The organism is Pseudomonas sp. (assembly GCF_028293835.1).
GTDB lineage: Bacteria > Pseudomonadota > Gammaproteobacteria > Pseudomonadales > Pseudomonadaceae > Aquipseudomonas.
The window spans coordinates 15,962-35,982 of sequence record NZ_JAQGNX010000074.1; the positions used below are offsets into that span (position 1 = coordinate 15,962).

General features: G+C 56.1%; 19 protein-coding genes. 7 read left to right on the forward strand and 12 right to left on the reverse strand.

Translation table 11 applies throughout. The features are described from left to right. Nucleotides 1–112 precede the first annotated feature (112 nt). Nucleotides 113–736, forward strand: coding sequence for a flavin reductase family protein (locus tag JWR17_RS08775; protein ID WP_299830337.1), 624 nt, complete (start codon nucleotides 113–115; stop codon nucleotides 734–736). A gap of 5 nt (nucleotides 737–741) precedes the next feature. Here the strand turns inward: JWR17_RS08775 and JWR17_RS08780 are convergent, their stop codons facing one another. Next, nucleotides 742–969, reverse strand: coding sequence for a hypothetical protein (locus JWR17_RS08780; RefSeq protein WP_299830339.1), 228 nt, complete (start codon nucleotides 967–969; stop codon nucleotides 742–744). A gap of 71 nt (nucleotides 970–1,040) precedes the next feature. Continuing rightward, nucleotides 1,041–1,394, reverse strand: a complete 354-nt coding sequence (locus tag JWR17_RS08785; protein ID WP_299830341.1) for an antibiotic biosynthesis monooxygenase family protein — start codon at nucleotides 1,392–1,394, stop codon at nucleotides 1,041–1,043. A 339-nt stretch (nucleotides 1,395–1,733) separates the two neighbouring features. Between JWR17_RS08785 and JWR17_RS08790 the strand changes: the two genes are divergently transcribed. Further along, complete coding sequence (locus JWR17_RS08790; protein ID WP_299830343.1) at nucleotides 1,734–2,657, forward strand: AraC family transcriptional regulator; 924 nt, start codon at nucleotides 1,734–1,736, stop codon at nucleotides 2,655–2,657. 12 nt (nucleotides 2,658–2,669) lie between these two features. On the opposite strand, the gene JWR17_RS08795 is transcribed toward JWR17_RS08790, so the two are convergent. From JWR17_RS08795 to JWR17_RS08820, 6 genes are all read right to left on the reverse strand, one after another. Further along, nucleotides 2,670–3,725: an ABC transporter ATP-binding protein gene (locus JWR17_RS08795; RefSeq protein ID WP_299830345.1), complete on the reverse strand. Its 1,056-nt coding sequence runs from the start codon at nucleotides 3,723–3,725 to the stop codon at nucleotides 2,670–2,672. Between the two features lie 20 nt (nucleotides 3,726–3,745). Then, nucleotides 3,746–4,603 carry an ABC transporter permease gene (locus tag JWR17_RS08800; protein WP_299830346.1) on the reverse strand — a complete coding sequence of 286 codons (858 nt, stop codon included), beginning with the start codon at nucleotides 4,601–4,603 and terminating at the stop codon, nucleotides 3,746–3,748. Continuing rightward, nucleotides 4,600–5,508 carry an ABC transporter permease gene (locus JWR17_RS08805; RefSeq protein ID WP_299830348.1) on the reverse strand — a complete coding sequence of 303 codons (909 nt, stop codon included), beginning with the start codon at nucleotides 5,506–5,508 and terminating at the stop codon, nucleotides 4,600–4,602. Before JWR17_RS08805 ends, JWR17_RS08800 begins: the two co-directional genes overlap by 4 nt. A gap of 129 nt (nucleotides 5,509–5,637) precedes the next feature. Then, the gene (locus tag JWR17_RS08810; protein WP_299830350.1) at nucleotides 5,638–6,741 is read right to left on the reverse strand and encodes an ABC transporter substrate-binding protein; all 1,104 of its coding nucleotides are present in this window, start codon (nucleotides 6,739–6,741) and stop codon (nucleotides 5,638–5,640) included. Between the two features lie 232 nt (nucleotides 6,742–6,973). Continuing rightward, entirely contained in the window at nucleotides 6,974–8,416 is a 1,443-nt protein-coding gene (locus tag JWR17_RS08815) for an aldehyde dehydrogenase family protein (RefSeq protein WP_299830352.1), read from the reverse strand. Beyond that, nucleotides 8,410–10,050 (reverse strand): 5-guanidino-2-oxopentanoate decarboxylase, encoded by a 1,641-nt coding sequence (locus JWR17_RS08820; protein ID WP_299830353.1) that lies wholly within the window; start codon nucleotides 10,048–10,050, stop codon nucleotides 8,410–8,412. The genes JWR17_RS08815 and JWR17_RS08820 overlap by 7 nt, the downstream gene beginning before the upstream one ends. Nucleotides 10,051–10,207: 157 nt before the next feature. Between JWR17_RS08820 and JWR17_RS08825 the strand changes: the two genes are divergently transcribed. The 3 genes from JWR17_RS08825 to JWR17_RS08835 all read left to right on the forward strand — a co-directional run bounded on the left by JWR17_RS08825 (nucleotide 10,208) and on the right by JWR17_RS08835 (nucleotide 13,301). After that, nucleotides 10,208–11,095 (forward strand): LysR substrate-binding domain-containing protein, encoded by an 888-nt coding sequence (locus JWR17_RS08825; protein WP_299830355.1) that lies wholly within the window; start codon nucleotides 10,208–10,210, stop codon nucleotides 11,093–11,095. Nucleotides 11,096–11,297: 202 nt separating this feature from the next. Continuing rightward, on the forward strand, nucleotides 11,298–11,453 hold the full coding sequence (locus JWR17_RS08830; RefSeq protein ID WP_299830357.1) for a hypothetical protein: 156 nt from the start codon (nucleotides 11,298–11,300) through the stop codon (nucleotides 11,451–11,453). Nucleotides 11,454–11,786: 333 nt separating this feature from the next. Continuing rightward, nucleotides 11,787–13,301, forward strand: a complete 1,515-nt coding sequence (locus JWR17_RS08835; protein WP_299830359.1) for an MDR family MFS transporter — start codon at nucleotides 11,787–11,789, stop codon at nucleotides 13,299–13,301. Nucleotides 13,302–13,356: 55 nt separating this feature from the next. On the opposite strand, the gene JWR17_RS08840 is transcribed toward JWR17_RS08835, so the two are convergent. Continuing rightward, complete coding sequence (locus tag JWR17_RS08840; protein WP_299830361.1) at nucleotides 13,357–14,205, reverse strand: cache domain-containing protein; 849 nt, start codon at nucleotides 14,203–14,205, stop codon at nucleotides 13,357–13,359. 885 nt (nucleotides 14,206–15,090) lie between these two features. Here JWR17_RS08840 and JWR17_RS08845 point away from each other — a divergent pair. Next, the gene (locus tag JWR17_RS08845) at nucleotides 15,091–15,759 is read left to right on the forward strand and encodes a hypothetical protein (RefSeq protein ID WP_299830363.1); all 669 of its coding nucleotides are present in this window, start codon (nucleotides 15,091–15,093) and stop codon (nucleotides 15,757–15,759) included. Here JWR17_RS08845 and JWR17_RS08850 read toward each other — a convergent pair. The 3 genes from JWR17_RS08850 to JWR17_RS08860 all read right to left on the reverse strand — a co-directional run bounded on the left by JWR17_RS08850 (nucleotide 15,695) and on the right by JWR17_RS08860 (nucleotide 18,605). Further along, complete coding sequence (locus JWR17_RS08850; protein WP_299830365.1) at nucleotides 15,695–16,825, reverse strand: DUF3396 domain-containing protein; 1,131 nt, start codon at nucleotides 16,823–16,825, stop codon at nucleotides 15,695–15,697. The genes JWR17_RS08845 and JWR17_RS08850 overlap by 65 nt on opposite strands. 142 nt (nucleotides 16,826–16,967) lie before the next feature. Beyond that, nucleotides 16,968–17,849: a DMT family transporter gene (locus JWR17_RS08855; protein WP_299830367.1), complete on the reverse strand. Its 882-nt coding sequence runs from the start codon at nucleotides 17,847–17,849 to the stop codon at nucleotides 16,968–16,970. Between the two features lie 123 nt (nucleotides 17,850–17,972). Beyond that, a complete protein-coding gene (locus tag JWR17_RS08860; RefSeq protein WP_299830369.1) occupies nucleotides 17,973–18,605 on the reverse strand; it encodes a TetR family transcriptional regulator in 633 nt (210 codons plus the stop codon). Between the two features lie 250 nt (nucleotides 18,606–18,855). On the opposite strand from JWR17_RS08860, the gene JWR17_RS08865 reads away from it, so the two are divergent. Continuing rightward, the gene (locus JWR17_RS08865; RefSeq protein ID WP_299830371.1) at nucleotides 18,856–20,019 is read left to right on the forward strand and encodes an efflux RND transporter periplasmic adaptor subunit; all 1,164 of its coding nucleotides are present in this window, start codon (nucleotides 18,856–18,858) and stop codon (nucleotides 20,017–20,019) included. The last annotated feature ends 2 nt before the right edge of the window (nucleotides 20,020–20,021 follow it).

A 20,021-nucleotide genomic window follows, 5' to 3' on the forward strand; every position in this document is an offset into this window, starting at 1 on the left:
TTAATTTTGCGCGATGAAAAAGTACGGGCGCATGAAAATGTGGAAAATACGGCCGTTGACTTGCACTATGACAACCTTAATCTTTAGCAGCCGTGGTCATCAGGAAGCCCTCATGTCAGACGATATTCATTTCTACGAACCGACCAAGGGCCATGGCCTGCCCCATGATCCGTTCAACGCCATCATTGGCCCACGGCCTATCGGTTGGATTTCTTCGCAAGATGCCCAGGGCCGTTTGAATCTTGCCCCGTACAGTTTTTTCAACGGTTTTAACTACGTGCCACCGATCATTGGTTTCAGCAGTATCGGCCGTAAGGACAGCTTGAGAAACATTGAAGAGACTGGCGAGTTTGTCTGGAACCTGGCGACGCGTTCGTTGGCCGAAGCGATGAATCAAAGCTGCGCCCCTGTTAGCCCGGAAGTCGATGAGTTCCAATTGGCGAACCTGACTCCGGCCGCGTCGCGCATCGTCAAGGCACCGCGTGTGTTGGAGACACCGGTTTCGTTTGAATGCAAGGTCACGCAGATTGTGCAATTGCAGCGCGTCGATAAAGAGTTGATACCGACGTGGTTGGTGCTAGGGGAAGTCGTGGCGGTTCACATTGCCAAGTCAATGCTCAAAGACGGTATCTACGACACCGCGTCGGCCGAGCATATTTTGCGCGGGGGCGGCCCGGCTGATTACTTCAAGATCGACCCAAATTCTCTGTTCAAGATGTACCGCCCAAAAAGCTGACCAATTTAAAACACCAATTCGCCATCAGCATCGACATCGACCAGTCGCGCCAGTTCTTCAACTGCGGCCTGGTCAGCTTCATGCGCGGTCTTGAATTTCTGGGCGTCGAGCATACGGTGAAAACGCGGCGGGCCTCCAGCGTTGGCTTTCACAGCGATCGCTGCGCTGTAACCGCCCTCGCCCGGCATAACTGCGGAAACGGCCTCGACGTCTTTGAATTCTTTACGTGCCATGCAACTCATCCTGCCTATTGATCAAGTGCGGCAATTCTAACCAGTTTTGAGGGTGATGCTTCTATCGGTGATCAACCGGCCAACTGTTGCAGGGGTGGCTGATAGTTGGCCTTCGCTTGATGAGAGGTCACTTGTTTGAAGGTCTGAAAATCCAGGCTGCTGATTATCAGCTGCTGAACCAGCTCGGCAAACACATTCAACTCGGGAGTCGCGAACCACGCACTCATCGTGTCTTCACTGGCCCACACGCCAGATATAACCCACATATCCGGTTCGTGCAGTGACTGCTGTAAAGAAAACTGCAGGCAGCCTGGTGCCTTCAGTGCGGGGTCGATCAAGCTGCTCAAGCGCACGCCCAACTGCGCGCTGCAACCGCTGGAAGCACGGGCAAAGGCAAGGTGGCTGACGGGATTTGGCTTCTGCATGAGTCTGCACTCCTGAGGTGCGAACGCTTTTATACGGAATGTGGGGCGGCGTTCTACAAGAGCAGAGATTAAAGTGCAGGGTTATCTGCCGTTAGCCAATTACTGCCAGCTTATTGCCTATTACTGCGCCTGGGTGTTTGCTGCCGCGCTATGGTGCATTATCGGACACACACCTAGTGGCATAGCATCAAGCAAGTTCGCTGCGCTTTAATGCTCATTTCTTCGCCATTCAATCAGTTGCCAACAGAATCAGGCAAGCATCAGGCAGGATTCAGATAACGCACTTCGTTGCACAAAAATAAACTGTGCTTCATCGCTAGATCACAGAGGAGTCGCGGCATGTCGCAAAGTGAGAGCGTTTACGCTCAGGATGATATGGAGAAGCAACGCACTGAGCTGGTCTCTATCATCAGACGCTTCGCACCCGGAGACGGTGTGTTTGCGACAACCATCCCGCAGTTGCACATGGTCTGCCACGACCGCCCTATTCAGTCCATACCGACCCTGGCGCAACCGGCTTTGTGCATCCTGGCTCAAGGAAGCAAGGACGTGCAGTTGGGCGAAGAAAGCTACACCTATGACCCGCTGAATTATTTGGTAATCTCGGTGGCGATGCCGGTCAGTGGCTGCATTCAACACGCGACACCGGAAAAACCGAACCTTGCCCTGCGCATCGACATCGATCCGGCGCAGATCAATGCGCTGATCGCCGAAGCCGGCCCGATGAGTGTGCCCACCCGCCCCTCCGGTCGAGGTCTGTACATTGAAAAAATAGACACGCAGCTGCTGGACGCGGTGTTGCGCCTGACACGCTTACTGTCCACGCCCAAAGATATCGCCATGCTTGCACCGCTGATCCAGCGTGAAATCATTTATCGGTTATTGCGCAGTCAGCAAGGGCATCGGCTGTACGAAATTGCTATTGCCGACAGTCAGACCCATCGCGTGACGCAAGCGATCAAGTGGCTCAACAGTCATTACGAACAGCCCATGCGGATCGAAGACCTGGCGCGGGAAGTGAATCTCAGTGTCTCGACCCTGCACCATCGGTTCAAATCGGTGACAGCCATGAGTCCACTGCAATACCAGAAACAATTGCGCTTGCAGGAAGCCCGACGGTTGATGCTGGCCGACGGTCTGGATGCGTCGGCGGCAGGCTATCGAGTTGGCTACGAAAGCCCTTCACAGTTCAGTCGGGAATACAGCCGCCAATTTGGCGCGCCGCCCTCTCGCGATCTGGCGCGTCTGCGCCAGAGCGTTTGATTCAACCCGCCGTCAGGCCGCCAATACCCGGCACGCTTCAGCCGGAATGGTGACGGAAACCGGGTGGCCTATGGCCAGACCGAAGCTTTGGCTTGGGGTACTCAGCGCGGTCAACGATACCCCCGCACAGTCCACTGTGGTTTCGATGGTGGCGCCGATATCACGGACAAAGGTCACCGTGCCGAGCAAGCGATTTCCTGACGTCGGCAACGGTGATGACAACTGCAAGTCCTCGGGTCGCACCAACATCTTGACCGTGGCACCCACCTCGATACCGCTGCTGATCGGCACATCCAGTGCTTCGCCGCCGGGCAAGCCAACCTGGCCATTTCCCAGCGCGGTGGCCGGAAAGATATTTCCGGAGCCGATAAAGTCAGCGACAAATTCATTAGCCGGATTGCGATAGATTTCAATCGGCGTACCCACTTGCTGCACTCGATTGTGCCCCAGCACCACCACGATATCGGCCATGGTCATGGCTTCACGCTGATCGTGAGTCACCAGGATCGTGGTGATGTTCAGCCGTTGTTGCAACTGACGAATTTCCACCTGCATCGATTCGCGCAGCTTGGCATCAAGTGCTGAAAGTGGTTCGTCCAGCAACAGTAATTTAGGACGCGATGCGATGGCCCGAGCGATGGCAACCCGCTGGCGTTGACCACCGGAAAGCTTGGCTACAGGCCGATCGATCATCGCCTGCAATTGAATCAGCTCCAGCAGTTCCTTGACCCGCGCTTGCTGGTCCGCCTTGCTTACGCCTCGCAGCTTCAGCGGGTAAGCGATGTTTTCACCTACGGTCATGTGCGGAAACAGCGCTAAGGACTGAAAGACCATGCCGAAATTACGTTGGTGCGCCGGGGTATGGCTAACGTCTTCACCGTCGAGGCGAATCTCGCCGCTGGTGAGGGTTTCCAACCCGGCGATCATGCGTAACAACGTCGTTTTGCCACAGCCCGACGGGCCGAGAAAACACACCAATTTACCTTCAGGCAAGTGCAGATTGACGTCGGTCACCGCGCAGGCCGAGCCGTAATATTTCTCGACGTTTTCCAGAATTAATCCGGTCATTTACTCAAACCTCAAAAATATCAAAACGAAACGCCACCTTCACCGACCAGCTTCTCCAACGCCCAAATCAGGACGAAGTCGATCAGCACGATCAGCACGGCAAACGAGAACACGGTGGGGTCCAGCGATGACACCGTACGGCTGTACATCCAGATCGGCACGGTCATGACGTCGATGTTGTACAAAAAGTAGGTGACGGTGAATTCGTTGAACGAGACGATAAACGCCAGCAACATGCCGGCGAGGATTCCGGACTTCATTAACGGAACAACCACGTCAATGATTGCCCGCAGCGGTGACGCGCCAAGCATCTGTGCCGCCTCCTCGACTTCGCTGCCAATGGACATCATGGCTGCCGTGCAATTCTTAACCACAAATGGCAGGGCCAGAATCACGTGGGCGATGACCAGCCGCGAGGTGCTCATCTGGAACGGCAAGCTGTCGAAGATCAGCAACAATGCCAGGCCGAGAACCACCATCGGGAACACCAGCGGCAGCGACATCAATTGCAGCGCCACGCCTTTGCCGCGAAATTCGCAACGGGTCAATGCGTAGGAAGCCGGCACCGCCACCAGGGTCGCCAGGATCATGGTCAAGCATGCCACCCATAAACTGGTGGCCATGGCCTTACCAAGACTCAGGACATCACTGGCATCTGGCGAAACGAACGTCTGCCACGCCGCTCTGTACCACTGCAAGCTGTAGCTGCTGGGCGGAAAGTCGAGGTTCGCTGCGCCGCTGAACGACATGACGATCATGGTCAGAATCGGCAGCACCGCCAGCAATAAAATGAACCCGGAGAGGAAGCCGGCAAAGCGGCCGGTATCGCCGGGCAGCAGCGGCTGGAAACGAAAACGGGATGTCGAAGAACGGTTCATTGCGAAGCCTCCAGCAGACGACGGCGGCGACCGGCAAAGTATTCAGACAGGGTCATGATCGCCAAGGTGGTGACGATCAACACCACACCGGCAGCCGAGGCCGCGGGCCAGTTCATCAGGGGTGCGATTTGGTCATGGACCATCACCGCGAGCATCGGCACCCGTCGACCACCCAGTAGCAGCGGTACGACAAAGCTGCTGGCGTTGTAGGCAAACACCAGCGTGGCGCCGGTAATAATCCCGGGCAGGCTCATTGGCAGAACCACCTGGCGAAACACTTGAAAGCGGCTGGCGCCCAAGGTCGCGGCCGCTTCTTCGTAACTGCGGGACACACCACGCATGGCGCTGGCAATCGGCAACACGGCCAATGGGAAAGCGGTTTGCACCAAGCCCATCAGCACGCCGTTCTGGTTGTACAGCAGCATGACCGGACGGGTGATGACGCCGAGCCCGATCAACGCTTTATTGAGCATCCCACCCGGCCCGAGAATCACCAGCCAACCGTAACTTTGCAATAACAAGTTGACCAGTAATGGCAGCAGCACCGCAGCCAAAAACACCCGACGCAAGAAGGGCGATTGCAGGCGAGACATGGTGTATGCCACCGGGATCGCCAACGCCACTGCAATCACTGCACTGAACAAGGCCAGTCGCAGGGTCAGCAGCAGTGATTTCAAATAATAGGGTTCAGCAAGCTGTACATAGCTGGCAAGGCTGAAGCCAGTCCATTCGGCGCCTTTGGTGCCGAAACTCATGCGCAATACCAGTAGGCTGGCAGCAATCAATACAGCAAGAAACAGCATCGACGGCGTAAGAAAAAGCCACGCACGTGCGGTGGGAGAAATCGGTTTGGCCCGGCGTGCCGAAGCGGCGGCGACCGAGCGGATCAGGGGTTGGTGTTCCATGGCAATGATCTCGTGGGAGATTGATTCTGAATGGCGGGTGTTGTAAACCCGATCACAGCCATCGGCACCCTTCTAGTAGGTGCTGCCGAAGGCTGCGATAAGGTCCGAAGGACCTTCCGGTTCACGCAATCAGGAAGAGAAAATTTCCGTATAACGACGAATCCACTGGTCATGCACCGTTGCCAGGAAGACGTTGTCATGCATGATCGCCTTGTCGGCAATCTGCTCAGGCGTAAGGATGTACGGGCTTTTGCGCGCTTCGGCGGAAATGATTGCCTTGGCGTTGACCGGGCCGTTGTAAATGTCTTCTGCCATCTTGCCCTGCACCAATGGGTCCAGAGAATGGTTGATGAAGGCGTAGGCCAAATCTGTATCGCCCGGGCGATTTTTCGGCATAACTGTCTGCATCAAGTCCGTGTAGAAACCCTCTTTCATCCCGAATGTAGCGCCCAGGCCGTAGGCCGGGTCGCGCAGCTGTTTCGGAAAGAACGCCGGGGCGTACAAGCCACCCATGTCCAGCGAGCCGGTGCGGAACAGCTCGGCGATCTGGTTCGGGTTCTCGCCCAGGGTCACTACGCGGTCTTTGAGTTCAGCCAGCTTTTTAAAGCCGGGCTCGATGTTGTGTTCGTCGCCACCGGCCAGTTTGGCGGCGATAATGATCAGGTCCATGGCCTCGGTCCAGTTAGGCGGCGGCAGAAAAATGCTCGGCGCCAGGTCCTTGTCCCACAGTGCGGCGTAGCTGGTGGGTGCTTCTTTAACGGTGCGGGTGCTGTAGACCAGGCTGTTACACCACAACAGATAACCGACGCCATGACCGTTGGCGCCCGTGCGGTATTTTTCCGGCACGTCCACGATGTTGGGAATACGGTTAAGGTCTGGTTTTTCCAGCAGACCGGCTGCGGCCAAGCCCTCGGCACCGACACCGGCGAGGGTGATGATGTCGTATTGAGGACGATCGCCACCGGCCTTGAGCTTGGCCACCATTTCCGAGGTGCTGCCGGTACGGTCGGCAATGACCTTGGCCCCGGTTTTCGCTTCGAACGTCGCGGCGATGTTGCGCAGTGCGGCCAGCCCAGTGTCATCTGACCAGGTCAACAAGCGTAGGGTTTTGCCCTGAAACTGGTTTTCGCTGGCACTCGCCCGGATAAACGGCATGGACATCGCTGCAGCGGCAACCGATGCAACACCAACCGTCTTGATGAATTGCCTTCTGTTCAGATCATGCTCGCCCATGACGGACTCCGTTTGCTTTTATAGTTGAGGTGGTCGCGTTTTGGCCACAGGCTGACTGCGCGCGTCAATCCGCTACAGCCCCCGTAAACCGAGGGCTAGATTAAGTTGACGGGGTCAATCCTGAGGCGACCGGAATGGTGCAACAATCGAAAGTTTGTCATTGAAGCCATGTGTCAAACGCATGCCTCGAAAGGAGGCATGCATGAGCCATTCTCGGGCCTTGGAACGGCTTTCAGACGCTGCGGATAACGTGCTTTATTTCCTGGAAAGCCTGCAATCCCCACGGCCCTAACTCACGACCGATACTGCTTTGTTTGTAGCCACCCCACGCCGTCTGCGGGAAGATCACTTGCGGCGCGTTGACCCACACCAGGCCCGCATGCAGGGCGTTTGCGACCCGGTCGGCGGTGTCGGCATCGGCGCTGACAACGCTGGCTACCAGACCGAATTCGCTGTCATTGGCCAGCGCAATTGCCTCGGCTTCAGTGGCGAAGCTGCGCACGCACAGCACGGGGCCAAAAATCTCTTCGCGCCATAGCGCACTGTCCAGGGGCACGGCGGTGAACACCGTAGGCCGCAAAAAATATCCGCGCGGTAAGTCTGCCGGCCGCTCACCGCCACAGACCAACCTCGCACCCACCTGTATGCCGCGAGCGATATGACCGACTACCCGTTGGTATTGCGCCTGATTAACCAGCGCGCCCATTTCCACATCGGGATCGAAAGGATCGGCAACACGAATGGCTTCGGCTCGCGCCTTGAGCTTTTGCAGAAATGCGTCGGCCAGTTCGTCGGCGACCAGTACTCGACTCGTGGCGGAACACATCTGCCCGGCGTTGAAGAAGCCGCCGCCCATGGCAAGTTCAACAGCCAGGTCCAGATCAGCGTCGGCAAGCACCAGCAACGACGATTTACCGCCCAATTCCAGGCTGACGCCCTTCACCGTTTCGGCCGCACGCTGCATGACCTGTACGCCGACGGCATTGCTGCCGGTGAAGGATATTTTTGCTACGTCTGGGTGCGCGGCCAACGGTGCGCCCACCGCCAACCCGGTGCCGCAAACCAAATTAAACACGCCATCGGGTAAGCCGCATTGGGCGATGACCTCGGCCAGTTCCAGCTCAGGAAGCGGTGTCACTTCCGACGGCTTCAACACCACGCAACACCCGGCTGCCAACGCGGGCGCGAGCTTCCAGGCGGTGGTGACCATGGGGAAATTCCACGGCACGATGAGGGCGACGACACCGCACGGTTCACGGCGCAAACGCGCGACGAAGTCATCGCTGGGCAACGGCACAGCGCTGTCTTGTTTAGCGTCGAGCGCCTCGGCCAGTCCGGCGTAATAATCGAAGGTGGCAATTACGTCATCCACATCAATGGCCGCTTCGAACAGCGGTTTGCCGTTGTTGCGTGATTGCAATTCGATCAAGCGTTCGCGATGCCCTTGCACTGCGCTGACAATCTTGCGCAGCAACGCGCCACGTTCCGCGCCAGACGTTTGGGACCAGGCCGGGAACGCTGATTTTGCTGACTGTACGGCGTGTTCAACCGAGCTTTCATCGCCGCCTGCCACGGTAGCCAAAGGCGCCTCAGTGGCCGGATTGATGACTGACAGCAGCTCACTGCCAGACAACCAGTGACCGTCTATATATAAACCTGGTTGAGGATTCAGCATGATTTCAAGCCATTCATCCACAGCGCTTGATCGATTTCGATCAAGGTCGGGCCTTGATAGTCGACGGCCTCGCGCAAGGCTTTTTTCAGTCCATCGACGTCCGAAGCCGCTTGCGCCGCGCACCCCAAGGCTTTGGCAACCGCAATGAAGTCGGGCGTATAAATGTCTACACCCACCGGTTCGATGGCGCGGTTGACCATGTATTTTTTGATTTCTTCGTAGCCTTGGTTATTCCACAGCAGCACGATGATCGGCGTGCGGGCTTCGACGGCGCTGGCCAGCTCTGCAAGGGTGAACTGCAAACCGCCATCGCCGATCAGACACACCACGGCGCCACGGCTACTCGCTTCGGCTGCACGCCCCAGCCACGCACCGATGGCCGCAGGTAGCCCATAGCCCAGGGTGCCGTAGCCGGTGGACGAATTGAACCAACGACGCGGCTGCTCCAGGTTCAGGGTCAGGTTGCCGGTGTAAACCGGCTGGGTCGAATCGCCCACCAGTACCGCGTCCGGCAGCACATCGAGCACCGCTTGCAGGAATACAGTCTGCCCGCGCATGGACTCGTCCCACGTCGTCTCGAGGGTTTCGCGCAGGGCAGCGGCGCGATTGTGTCCCCAACTTGTGCTGCGGGGGATCAGCTTTTCAACCGACAACCCGTTTAGCAATGCCTGGGCGGCACTATTGGCGTCGGACACCAACGCCACGTGCGGCAAGTAGTTGCGCACGGTCTGGTCGGGGTCGATGTCGACCCGCAGTAACGTACCCGGAATTTCAAAACCACCGGCAAAGGTGATGTCGTAATCGGTTTCCGCCAGCTCAGTACCGATGGCCAGCACCACATCGGCTTCCGCCACCAGCGCTCGCGTCGCCACCAGGGACTGAGTCGAGCCGATCAACAATGGATGGCGTGACGGCAGCATGCCCTTGGCATTGATAGTCAGTGCGACGGGGGCATCCAGCAATTCGGCAAGCTGCGTCAGTGCTGGCGCGGCATCAATGGCACCGCCGCCGGCGAGGATCAGCGGGCGTTTAGCCGCAGCCAACAGGCTGACCATCCGGGCAATCGCTCGGGGTGACGCGCCGGCACGATCAACGGTAACCGGTTGGCTGGCGAGCAAGGCGTCGGCATTTTCCACCAGCACATCGAGTGGAATCTCGATATGAACCGGACGTGGACGACCCGCCTGAAACAACGCAAATGCCCGAGCCAAAACCGCTGGCAGCTCCGCCGCAGACATCAAGGTGTGGGAAAACGCCGCGACGCCAGCCACCAGATTGCTTTGGGAGGGCAGCTCATGCAGCTTTCCACGCCCGCCACCCAGCTGGCTGCGCGATTGCACGCTGGAGATGACCAGCATCGGAATCGAGTCCGCATACGCCTGGCCCATGGCCGTGGTGATGTTGGTCATGCCTGGACCGGTAATGATAAAACACACGCCCGGCTTGCCGCTGGTGCGTGCATATCCGTCGGCCATAAAACCAGCGCCCTGTTCATGACGCGGCGTGACATGGTTGATCGACGAGCCCGCGAGCCCGCGATACAGCTCGACGGTATGCACGCCGGGAATGCCAAAGACCTGATCTACGCCGTAGCCTTCGAGCAATTTGACCAATACTTCGCCGCACGTTGCCATGTTTGTCCGCTTCCTTCTGTTGAAACTGCATAAACATCCCGACACTCACGGCTGCGGGACACGCTACAGATGAAGGACAATTGGACCGTGCGGCCATATCTGTGACAAGGCAAAAAATGTCATGCTAGGCATGTCCTCACTTCATGCCTGAGCACCGATGAAACGTCTTCCGCCCTTGCCAGCCCTGCATACCTTCCTGATTACAGCTCAATGCTGCAATTTCACACGGGCCGCTGAACTGCTGCACATCACCCAAGGCGCGGTGAGTCGGCAGATTTCCGGGCTGGAAAGTCATCTCGGTTACCCGCTATTTCAACGTCAGGCGCGCGGCTTGAGCTTGACGACCCAAGGCAGTGAGCTGTTTCCGAGAATTCAGAAAGTGTTTTCGCTGATCGACGAAGCTGTGGAACACGTCGGCGCAAAACGCGAAACCCTGAAACTCAAGGCTCCGACGTGCATGATGCGCTGGCTGTTGCCGAGGTTGTTGGAATGGCAAAAAGAGCGCCCGGACGTGCCGGTGGAGTTGACTACCACCATCCAGCACGCAGTGGATTTTCGACGAGAAGAGTTCGACGCCGCCGTGGTGTACGGCGCGCCACCCGCCAATTCAGTAGCCGCGCACCATTTGTTCGACGAACAACTGACGCCAGTCTGCTCCCAGCAATTACTGAGTGGACCGATTCCGCTCAAGACCTTGGCGGATCTGGAACAACACATGTTGCTGCACCCGACCCGTGACCAACGCGACTGGGAGGCGTGGCTCAAAGTCGCTGGCACTAGCGTGAGTAACATCGGCAAAGGACAACACTTCGACACGCTAGACCTGGCCATGTCGGTCGCGTCCCAAGGCACCGGCGTCGCGATCGGCGATTGGGCCTTGATCGGCGAAGACCTTAGCGCCGGTCGGCTGGTGGCACCTTTCGACCTCAGGGTACGAACCGGCGCTGCGTATTACCTGGTCTATCCGGAGCGGTCAGACCCTTCGCCGCAGCTGCGCGAGCTCATTGACTGGCTGATCACACAAGCGGCGGAGCGGGCTGATTAAAATTTAAAGTCGATGTCCTGTAGCGCTGAATTCATTCGGGGTCAATTTCCTCTGGGGCTGCGATCTGGACTACCGACGCCAACACATATTCTTATAGCGCTCGCACATCTAATAACTGTCCTACACTCAGTTCAATCCTTTTAAAACACGTTTTTAAAGTCGGATAGAGGTGGGCAACATGATTATTACAACAAGAAGATGCATGGCAGCACTCGCCGTCGCCGTTGTCGTAGGCATTTATGCAGCAGGTGCGTACCGAATCGAGATGGTAAGGCAAACGCCGCGCTCCGCACTGATTTGCACCGCGACCCATTGCGCACCTCAAGACGCGACCTTCGCCGGGTTGAGTCTGAAATAAGCGGCGCTGTCTCAGGGCGAAGCTGATTTTGTAGGAGGTTCCGCCACGTCTCCGACGCCGCGCTGTCGCCCGGCAAACACAAAAAACGTGTTCGCGATCGGCTGCGCAGCAGTCGTGATTCATTTAGTAGAGTTCTTCCGGTTAAAACCTGGTATGGCATTTTGGATCGCTTCGCGCTCCATCGCGAGCAAGCCCGCGCCAACAAAAAAATCCATTCACTCGCCAAGACCCTTATGAATACGAGCCTATCGAATAGCGTGCTATCGGATTAGACTAAGCAGCTTCTTCCTGCCGACCTTTGCGGCAGGCTTTCATTGCTAGTTGGGCTCTATCTTGACCAGTCTGAACCAACCCAAACCCGCGATCCGCAGCGTGTTATTTGCGCTGATGATGGCAGTCTTTCTCAGTGCTCTCGATCAGACCATTGTTGCGGTCTCGATGCCGGCAATCTCCGCCCAATTCCACGATTTCGATCTCCTCGCCTGGGTGATTTCCGCCTACATGGTGGCGATGACGGTTGCCGTGCCGATCTACGGCAAACTGGGCGACCTGTACGGTCGGCGTAAGTTGATGCTGTTCGGACTGGGCCTGTTTACCTTGGCCTCGCTGTTTTGCGGCATGGCACAGAGCATGGAACAGCTGGTCTTGGCGCGAATCATTCAAGGCATCGGCGCCGGGGGGATGGTGTCAGTCAGCCAGGCGATCATCGGCGACATCGTGCCGCCGCGCGAGCGCGGGCGTTACCAGGGCTATTTCAGTGGCATGTATGCCGTGGCCAGTGTTGCCGGACCAGTATTGGGCGGTGTAATGACGGAATACATGTCATGGCGCTGGGTGTTCTTGATCAACTTGCCGTTGGGCCTGAGCGCATGGTGGATAGCACACCGTACGCTGGCGGGTCTGCCTGTCCCGCAACGCAAGCCGATCATCGACTATCTAGGCACCCTCCTAATGATCATTGGGTTAAGCGCCCTTTTGCTCGGCGTCACCGAAATTGGTCAAGGCCACGGATGGCACGATCCCGATGTACTGGTGCTGCTCGGCGTCGCGCTGCTAGCCTTGGCAGCGTTCGTTTGGTACGAGCGCAGCGCACGTGAGCCATTGCTGCCAATGCACTTGTTTGCCAACCGCAACGCGGTGCTGTGCTGGTGCACGATTTTCTTCACCAGCTTTCAGTCAATCTCGTTGATTGTATTGATGCCGCTGCGGTTTCAGACCGTGACAGGTGGCGGCGCCGATGCGGCGGCGTTGCATCTGCTGCCACTGGCGATCGGTATGCCCATGGGCGCTTTTTTTGGCGGACGCAGAACCTCGCTGACAGGCCGTTACAAACCATTGATTCTTACCGGCGCGTTGATGATGCCATTTGTCGTCCTGGGTATGGCGTTCACCCCGCCGCAGTCGGTGTTGATCACCAGCCTATTAATGGTGCTGACGGGGTTCGCCTGTGGGATGCAATTTCCTACATCACTGGTCGGTACGCAAAACTCGGTGGCCCAGGCTGATATGGGAGTGGCTACCAGCACCACCAACCTTTTCCGTTCACTGGGCGGCGCGGTGGGCATTGCGTTAATGTCGGCGCTGCTGCTGGCGATGCTGCAAAGCTCAGGGATTGGTCAATTGAGTGGCGGACCAGGGGCGGAAGCGAGTTCGGGTAACCTCCTGATGGACAGCCTGAATGCAGCCAGTGGCCCAGCGCTGGAAATTTTACGAGGCCAGTTATCGCTGACGTTCCGTCATCTGTTAATCATCAGTGCCGGCATCTCGCTGTTGGGTTTGGCCGCTGCCATCGCGATGCCGAACAACCTGCTGCGGGGGCGCGCTCACGGCGACAAGAGCGCCGCTTGAGCCTACTTCATCAGAGCGCCTGGCGATGGCGATCTGATGATTATCGTCAGTTGAATCAGCGGCTGTAATAACCCACCGCAACCAGGAAGTGTCCGACCTTGCGCACATAGGCGTGTTTGTTTTCTATTTTGCTGGTCACCGGGTTACGCCAGCGATAATCGTATTCAGCGTCGTTCTGCTTATTAATCAACGCTAGTATTGGCTCGCCGACAGGCTTGCCTTCCGGGTCCTTGACCTTGCTGAAGTCTGTGTTGACCATCCGCAAATTGGTGCCATGAGCGACGTAATGTTCGTCGTTCAGATCGACCACAAACACATACAGGTCATCCTGAAGGAAACCACCTTTCAAGCTGTTGATCGCGTTGATGGTGCCGTTCTCATCGTTGATGAGGGCTGCGGAAGCTTTGTCCAGCAGGGCTTTAGCTTGTTCAGCGGACGCCCGAGGCAGGTAATAACCCACCGCCAAGACTCGATCACCTACTCGCTTGTAGTAGACGCGCTTGCGCTCCACTTTGCCGTCGTTTTGGTTCTGCCAGCGGTATTCTGCTTCTTGAATACCATTGACTGGAGTGGTGAGAACGTCCTTGAACGCTTTCTGCAGGTCCGGGCTCAGTGTGGGCAACACGTCCCGCCCAATCAGTACGGCCGAAGGTCCACCGCTGGCCAGCATCACGCCATTTATATCCACAACGAAAACATACAATTCACCACTGACAAACTCACCTTGCCGGCTGAACTCGGCGAACGCGCTGTCGCCTTTCTTTTGATACTCCGCCAGCGCCTTAAGTAATAAATCCTTGGCCGCCTGTCCGTCGTCGACTGCTTCAGCTGCTGCCCATACCTGACTGCTCAAGCACAAACATAACAACCAACCGAACAACGCATGCTTTCGTAGTCCCCTCATACCGCATCCCCATTTCTTATTTTGAAGTCGCCAGAGCTTAGACGGTCGACCGTATTTACGCTCGCCGGCACCACAAGAAACGTCCCACACCCAATGCGGAAACCTCCGTATTAAGGGTTTTTCATCGCTGCCGATTGATGAGAGGTAGGGATTTACACAGTGATGGAACAACCGATTTTGGTCGCAATGGATGAACCAGAGATAGGGATTGGACCGTTATGAGATGCGTAAAAAAAATGGCACTTGCTGGATTCTCGGGGTGGGTGGCGAGCGCTGGCAGTGTGGTGGCAAGTGCTAATACGGTGACGACGATTGTTGTAAATAATCGGACGGCCGTACCGGCGGTTTTCGCAAGTGAGTATTTTTCTGGAAGCGTACGCCCAGCTCCTACCCAAGTATTTGGAAACAGCAGCACAAGCTTTACTTTGTCCAGCTTCGGCTATCAAGCGTCGGGCATGCGCTTCACTTACACCGCAGGTGCTAGAAAATGTCGGTTTACGGCGTCGCACTTTGCAATGCCAACAATGCGTGTGCATCTACCCACGTGGAAAAAAGCAGGGAATTCCATCGGAACATCCCGCGCCACCTGCACAGCCTCAATTACCAGCCCGACACCGGGAATCCCTTTTAACTACACCATGAACTTCACTATTCAATAACCCGCACCCAGGGCACTTGCATGCAGGTGCCCTGCTAGCGAGCAGGGAGCTTACTCATGGCCATTTCCGCCAGCATGAATATGAATGTTGCGACCTACTGTTCTCCGCCAGCGTTTAACCCTTTGGACCAAGCGGGGAACGCATCTCTTAAACTAACGGTACCGGCGCCAGACACCAAAAGCGAAAGTACGTCGTCAGTAACGATTTCCACAGAAGCACAAGGATTGTGTCGCCAAGAACAAACGGCAGAAAAAACCCATTATCAAAAATCGAACTGCTCGCTATTTTTCAACGTGTTAACAGCCCAACGAGCTTCTCAGTCAAGCTCTCCATGCAAATGAACGGTCAGGGAAAGGCGTCACCACTACTTATGCAACAGCCTTTGGACACCTCTCCTGAGAGGTTGGCCCAAGCGGAAAAAATAGCCTCATTTGTATTCATTCAACACACCACGCTAAATAAAACTGGCAACCCTTACGATGCGTTATCGAGGGATGAATTGAGCGACATTTACTATGACGAGACAGGCAATCACACTCCCGCCGAGCGCTACTTGGCCGGCTTCACGCGGCAAGGTAAAGACTTTGAATTCATGACCAGAAATACCGGCAACTCCGGCACTTCATATCGAGCGTTAATCGCGTTTTATGACGCCACATCACCGGTCGAGCGCTCCATGATCCCCGAAGGTGATAGAGAGCAGTTACTCAGCTTCTTAAAAGATGCCGAAGACAACAGATACCCCAATACCGGTGAAACAATCTTGGACCCATGGATGACTAAATACTTTCGCAAGCCGAACACCAACGCCCCAATCGCCCAGCGAACACTCATTCAACCCCTTCCAGCCAAAACCATTGAGTCCGTCCCTTCAAATGCGAAAAAGCAGGCATGATCTGGCCCTTGCGAACCAGGCATCGCGAACGAGCCATGCCGTTGCTTGACCAATAGCCCGTGTGTGTACAGCAGTCGCCGGCATTCAACGGACCTGGGAGTTTTTCGTCGAAGCGGGCGTACCACGCCGCAGAAGCGGTGTCTCCAAACGTTTTGCCCGGCATTGAATAAGCATGAAGGCTACCCGTGGCCTTCACTCGCACCGGCTTAATGGCGTTATTGACTTGTATATAAGCAGCCGGCGGGTCTTCGGCAGGTCCGCCCAGGTACGGTAAACGCCCCGCGCGAATGATCAACCCGTGGTCGTACCGCTGGAAAACAATATCGCTGCGCACGCTAAGTTTTCGGCGCAGTGCGTCATTGCCGCCCAACTGGTTGACGAAACGAGATCCCAATACCGTGAACCAACTCACGCCTTTGATGTGATCTGTCATCCTCAAGCTTTCTATATGAGGCAAGGGATCGACCATCAAGCCGATGTACTGGCGTGCCAGTTGATACTCCAAAGGAAAGTGCTGCTGGCCGTCATAAGGAAGCGTACACGCCAGCCCACCATAACCATGTTCAGCACTTACCTGGTCACACAGAAATTTAAGCCACTGCTCATAGCGTTCCGCGCCGCCCGGCTCAAGCAAAATCGTCCACGGCAACACCATCTTCAAGCAGGAGCGATCAAACGCCGCCTGACTCTGGGGGGTGTTCATGACAAACAGTCGGTATTCAGACACCTGTTGCAACGTGCCGCTGCCAATCGACCAGATGAACTGTTCATCCGCTGCACTGGCGAGCATCCTGCGACGGCAGCTGGCAAAACTGCTGGCTGTCATTTTTCGCAGCGTGTTGTAAAACTGCCATTTAAGCTGAGTTTTGAACGCCTTATGAAACTCGGTAAAGCATTCAGCCACCCGCTGCTTGATCTGCGCAGTCTCCCCGTGTTTAAAAAACAATGTGACCGTCAACCCAAGGCGCACGATGGGTTCGCCTTTAACGGAGTCTATTGTCAGGTTCGTGGCTTGATCCGTAAGCCTATTCGTAGGATCCACATCATCAGAGGCGTTTTCTGACATGCCCCGTCTCCCTCAATCTGTAGTTTCTGACTGCGGAGACTGAACGGTCTTCCAAGGAGGGGCAATACGCGGTAGTTAGTTTGGGAAATCAGCCACATAGATCGAGAAGTGCCCTACAAGCGTCCTACAAATTATACGTAGTTCAGCGCTTGCGTTGGCCCCAGGCCACCGCAAGGCCACTTAAACAAACCACTGAAATACCGTCTACGCCGTAAGTGTCCGGCATGTGATCAAAGACCAAATAGCCATACATCCCTGCGAACAGAATTTGGCCATAACTGAATGGCGCCAGCATCGCCGGGGGCGCATGACGGAACGCTTGCGTCAACAACAAATGCCCGAGCATGCCGCAGGTGCCCAGGCCCAACATGAGCAACCCATGGCCGAATGTGGGCGTGCTCCAGAAGAACGGCACCAGTGCGCTCATGATCAGGCTGTTAAAGATCCCAGTGAGAAAATTACTGGTGGTGGGGCTGTCGATACCGCTGAGTTTGCGGGTCAGCAATTGATAGAAGCCGAAGCACAATGCCGATCCCAAAGGCAACAGGATCGCAGGCGTGAACAGAGCGCCGCCCGGCCGGACCACAATCATCACGCCGACAAATCCAGCCAGCACTGCCGCCCATTGGCTACGGCTCACATGTTCCTTGAGCAGCGGAACCGAAAGCGCAGTCACCAGTAGCGGTGCGAGGAAGTTCACCGCAGTCGCTTCGGCCAAAGGAATGTAGCGCAGGCCAGTAGTGAAAAAGAGGCTGGTGCCGATCAGGCAAATCGCGCGCAGCAATTGCAGCCCCGGCCGCTTGGTGCGGATGACGGCGATACCGCTTCGTGGAATAAAGATCACCAGCATCAGCAAGGTGTGAACGACGTAGCGCACCCACACCACCATGACGATGGGATAAAAAGCAGAGAGGTATTTGGACAGTGTGTCGTGGGTGGAAAACAACAGTACCGCCAAACAGATGAGTGCTATAGCCTTGACCGGTTGATCAGTTCCCTTGACAAGCGAGTTGTGAACACTCATGTATACCTTCAAACTCCAGAGTAAATGCTTAGTAAACTACCTATTCAAGCGGTCCGGATGAAGATATAAATGCAGGCGAAGCGCCATCCGTTTATATTCGGCTGGAGTATAAGTCAGGACGGCTCACCCGCGTAGCGCTAGACTCAGGCGTAACATATCCAAACCAATGTCGACCAGTTGCTCGGCATCTGCGCTGAGGGGGTAGCTATCGGGGATCAGTAACCACTGACCTAGAATGCCATCAATATAAGCATGCAGACAGATAGACGCGCGAACCGTGTTCAAAGTAGCTGGCAGTTGGCCCTTTCGCACGGCGTTAGCCAACGAAATGCCAATCCGATCGTTACACTCACGTGCGGCCGCTTGCCGCTGAAGTCGTAAATCGCACATTTCATCGGTAAATTCGCACTTATGAAACAGAATTTCATTTATGCGACGGATTTTCGGGTCAAGTACCACTTGATGAAACAAATTGATAAGCAACTCTCGCATGCAGCCCAGCGGGTCGAGTTCGTCTTCGCTTTCGCTCGCCTTCGCCAGCTCCTCAAGGGGCTCATGCAAGCTGTCGAGCATGGCCTGAACCAGGTCCGCCTTATTGCTGAAATGCCAATAAATGGCACCTCGGGTGACTCCAGCGAGAGCCGCAACCTCGGCAAGAGTGGTGCGCGCCACGCCACGTTCATAAAAAGCTTTCTCGGCAGCCTCGAGAATCTGGCTTCGGGTTTCCTGAGCTTCTTCTTTGGTGCGACGAACCATGGCACTAACACCTCAATAAAAATGTCTTCAGCTTTCGCTACATTCAGCCAGAGACCGTACCGGGCAGCCTTTGTATTGCCTTGTCCCGGACCTACACTTTCTACCCCGCCGTGCTGGACTGTCGCAGGCTGGGGTATTTACAAACAACCGTGAACGTAAGTATATTCATTAGCATCCTACTTATCTAGCTGAAACCTTTTTGGCCTTTTCACTTTCTCGAGCATCTCACGCTCCTGACCCGAGGATTTTCATGCATTTCAAGCCAGCTGTTTCCGTTCTGGTTACCGCCGTTGCCTTGGCTTCATTGCTGAGCGGATGTAATCAAAAGCAAGAGGCGGCGCCTGCCCCACCCCCTCCTCAGGTCGGTGTAGTCACCGTCAAAACCCAAGCCTATGCCCAGACAACCGACTTGCCAGGGCGCACTACGTCGTTCCGCATTGCCGAGGTTCGTCCTCAGGTCAACGGTATTATTCTCAAGCGATTATTCACCGAAGGCGCCGACGTCAAGGCAGGCGATCAGCTTTATCAGATAGATCCAGCTATCTATGAAGCTACGGCCAACAGCGCCAAGGCGACCCTGCAGTCGGCCAAGTCACTGGCTGATCGCTATAAGCAGCTGGTCAACGAACAAGCCGTCAGCCGTCAGGAATACGACACCGCTATGGCCAGCAGCCTGGAAGCACAGGCCGCGCTACAAACCGCTCAGATTAATCTGCGCTACACCAAGGTACTGGCCCCGATTTCTGGTCGTATTGGTCGCTCGGCGGTGACTGAAGGTGCGTTGGTCAACAATGCCCAGACCGATGCCATGGCAGTGATCCAGCAACTTGACCCGATTTACGTCGACGTCACCCAGTCCTCCGCAGAGCTTTTGAGGTTGCGTCATCAGCTGGAAAGCGGCCAATTGCAAAAAGCCGGTGACAACGCCGCCAAGGTCAAATTGACCCTGGAAGACAACAGCGCGTACCCGCTTGAAGGCAAGCTGGAATTCGCGGAAGTCTCGGTAGACCAAACCACCGGTTCCGTGACCCTTCGCGCCAAGTTCCCTAACCCCAACCACACGTTGCTACCGGGCATGTTCGTCCACGCGCAGTTGCAAGCGGGGATAAACTCGGCCGCCATCCTGGTGCCGCAACAAGGCATCACCCGCGATCTGAAAGGCGCTCCCACTGCGCTGATCGTGAACGCGGACAACAAGGTTGAGCTACGTCAGCTCACTGCCTCGACCACTGCTGGCAGCCAATGGCTGGTGGACAGCGGCCTGAAACCAGGTGATCGGGTGATTACGGAAGGTCTGCAGTACGTCAAACCGGGCGCGGAAGTGAAAGCGACCGAGGCGACTAACGTCAACCCGGCTAACCCGGCGCCTGCACCGGCTGCTACTGATACGGCCGCGAGCAGTAAAGGGGAGTAATT

What these genes read in the sequence shown, in the direction of transcription:
- JWR17_RS08855 (WP_299830367.1), bottom strand. Translation starts at nt 17,849, where the DNA reads ATGAGTGTTCACAACTCGCTTGTCAAGGGAACTGATCAACCGGTCAAG.
- JWR17_RS08790 (WP_299830343.1), top strand. Translation starts at nt 1,734, where the DNA reads ATGTCGCAAAGTGAGAGCGTTTACGCTCAGGATGATATGGAGAAGCAA.
- JWR17_RS08785 (WP_299830341.1), bottom strand. Translation starts at nt 1,394, where the DNA reads ATGCAGAAGCCAAATCCCGTCAGCCACCTTGCCTTTGCCCGTGCTTCC.
- JWR17_RS08805 (WP_299830348.1), bottom strand. Translation starts at nt 5,508, where the DNA reads ATGGAACACCAACCCCTGATCCGCTCGGTCGCCGCCGCTTCGGCACGC.
- JWR17_RS08820 (WP_299830353.1), bottom strand. Translation starts at nt 10,050, where the DNA reads ATGGCAACGTGCGGCGAAGTATTGGTCAAATTGCTCGAAGGCTACGGC.
- JWR17_RS08795 (WP_299830345.1), bottom strand. Translation starts at nt 3,725, where the DNA reads ATGACCGGATTAATTCTGGAAAACGTCGAGAAATATTACGGCTCGGCC.
- JWR17_RS08810 (WP_299830350.1), bottom strand. Translation starts at nt 6,741, where the DNA reads ATGGGCGAGCATGATCTGAACAGAAGGCAATTCATCAAGACGGTTGGT.
- JWR17_RS08830 (WP_299830357.1), top strand. Translation starts at nt 11,298, where the DNA reads ATGGCAGCACTCGCCGTCGCCGTTGTCGTAGGCATTTATGCAGCAGGT.
- JWR17_RS08815 (WP_299830352.1), bottom strand. Translation starts at nt 8,416, where the DNA reads ATGCTGAATCCTCAACCAGGTTTATATATAGACGGTCACTGGTTGTCT.
- JWR17_RS08825 (WP_299830355.1), top strand. Translation starts at nt 10,208, where the DNA reads ATGAAACGTCTTCCGCCCTTGCCAGCCCTGCATACCTTCCTGATTACA.
- JWR17_RS08865 (WP_299830371.1), top strand. Translation starts at nt 18,856, where the DNA reads ATGCATTTCAAGCCAGCTGTTTCCGTTCTGGTTACCGCCGTTGCCTTG.
- JWR17_RS08780 (WP_299830339.1), bottom strand. Translation starts at nt 969, where the DNA reads ATGGCACGTAAAGAATTCAAAGACGTCGAGGCCGTTTCCGCAGTTATG.
- JWR17_RS08840 (WP_299830361.1), bottom strand. Translation starts at nt 14,205, where the DNA reads ATGAGGGGACTACGAAAGCATGCGTTGTTCGGTTGGTTGTTATGTTTG.
- JWR17_RS08860 (WP_299830369.1), bottom strand. Translation starts at nt 18,605, where the DNA reads ATGGTTCGTCGCACCAAAGAAGAAGCTCAGGAAACCCGAAGCCAGATT.
- JWR17_RS08800 (WP_299830346.1), bottom strand. Translation starts at nt 4,603, where the DNA reads ATGAACCGTTCTTCGACATCCCGTTTTCGTTTCCAGCCGCTGCTGCCC.
- JWR17_RS08850 (WP_299830365.1), bottom strand. Translation starts at nt 16,825, where the DNA reads ATGTCAGAAAACGCCTCTGATGATGTGGATCCTACGAATAGGCTTACG.
- JWR17_RS08775 (WP_299830337.1), top strand. Translation starts at nt 113, where the DNA reads ATGTCAGACGATATTCATTTCTACGAACCGACCAAGGGCCATGGCCTG.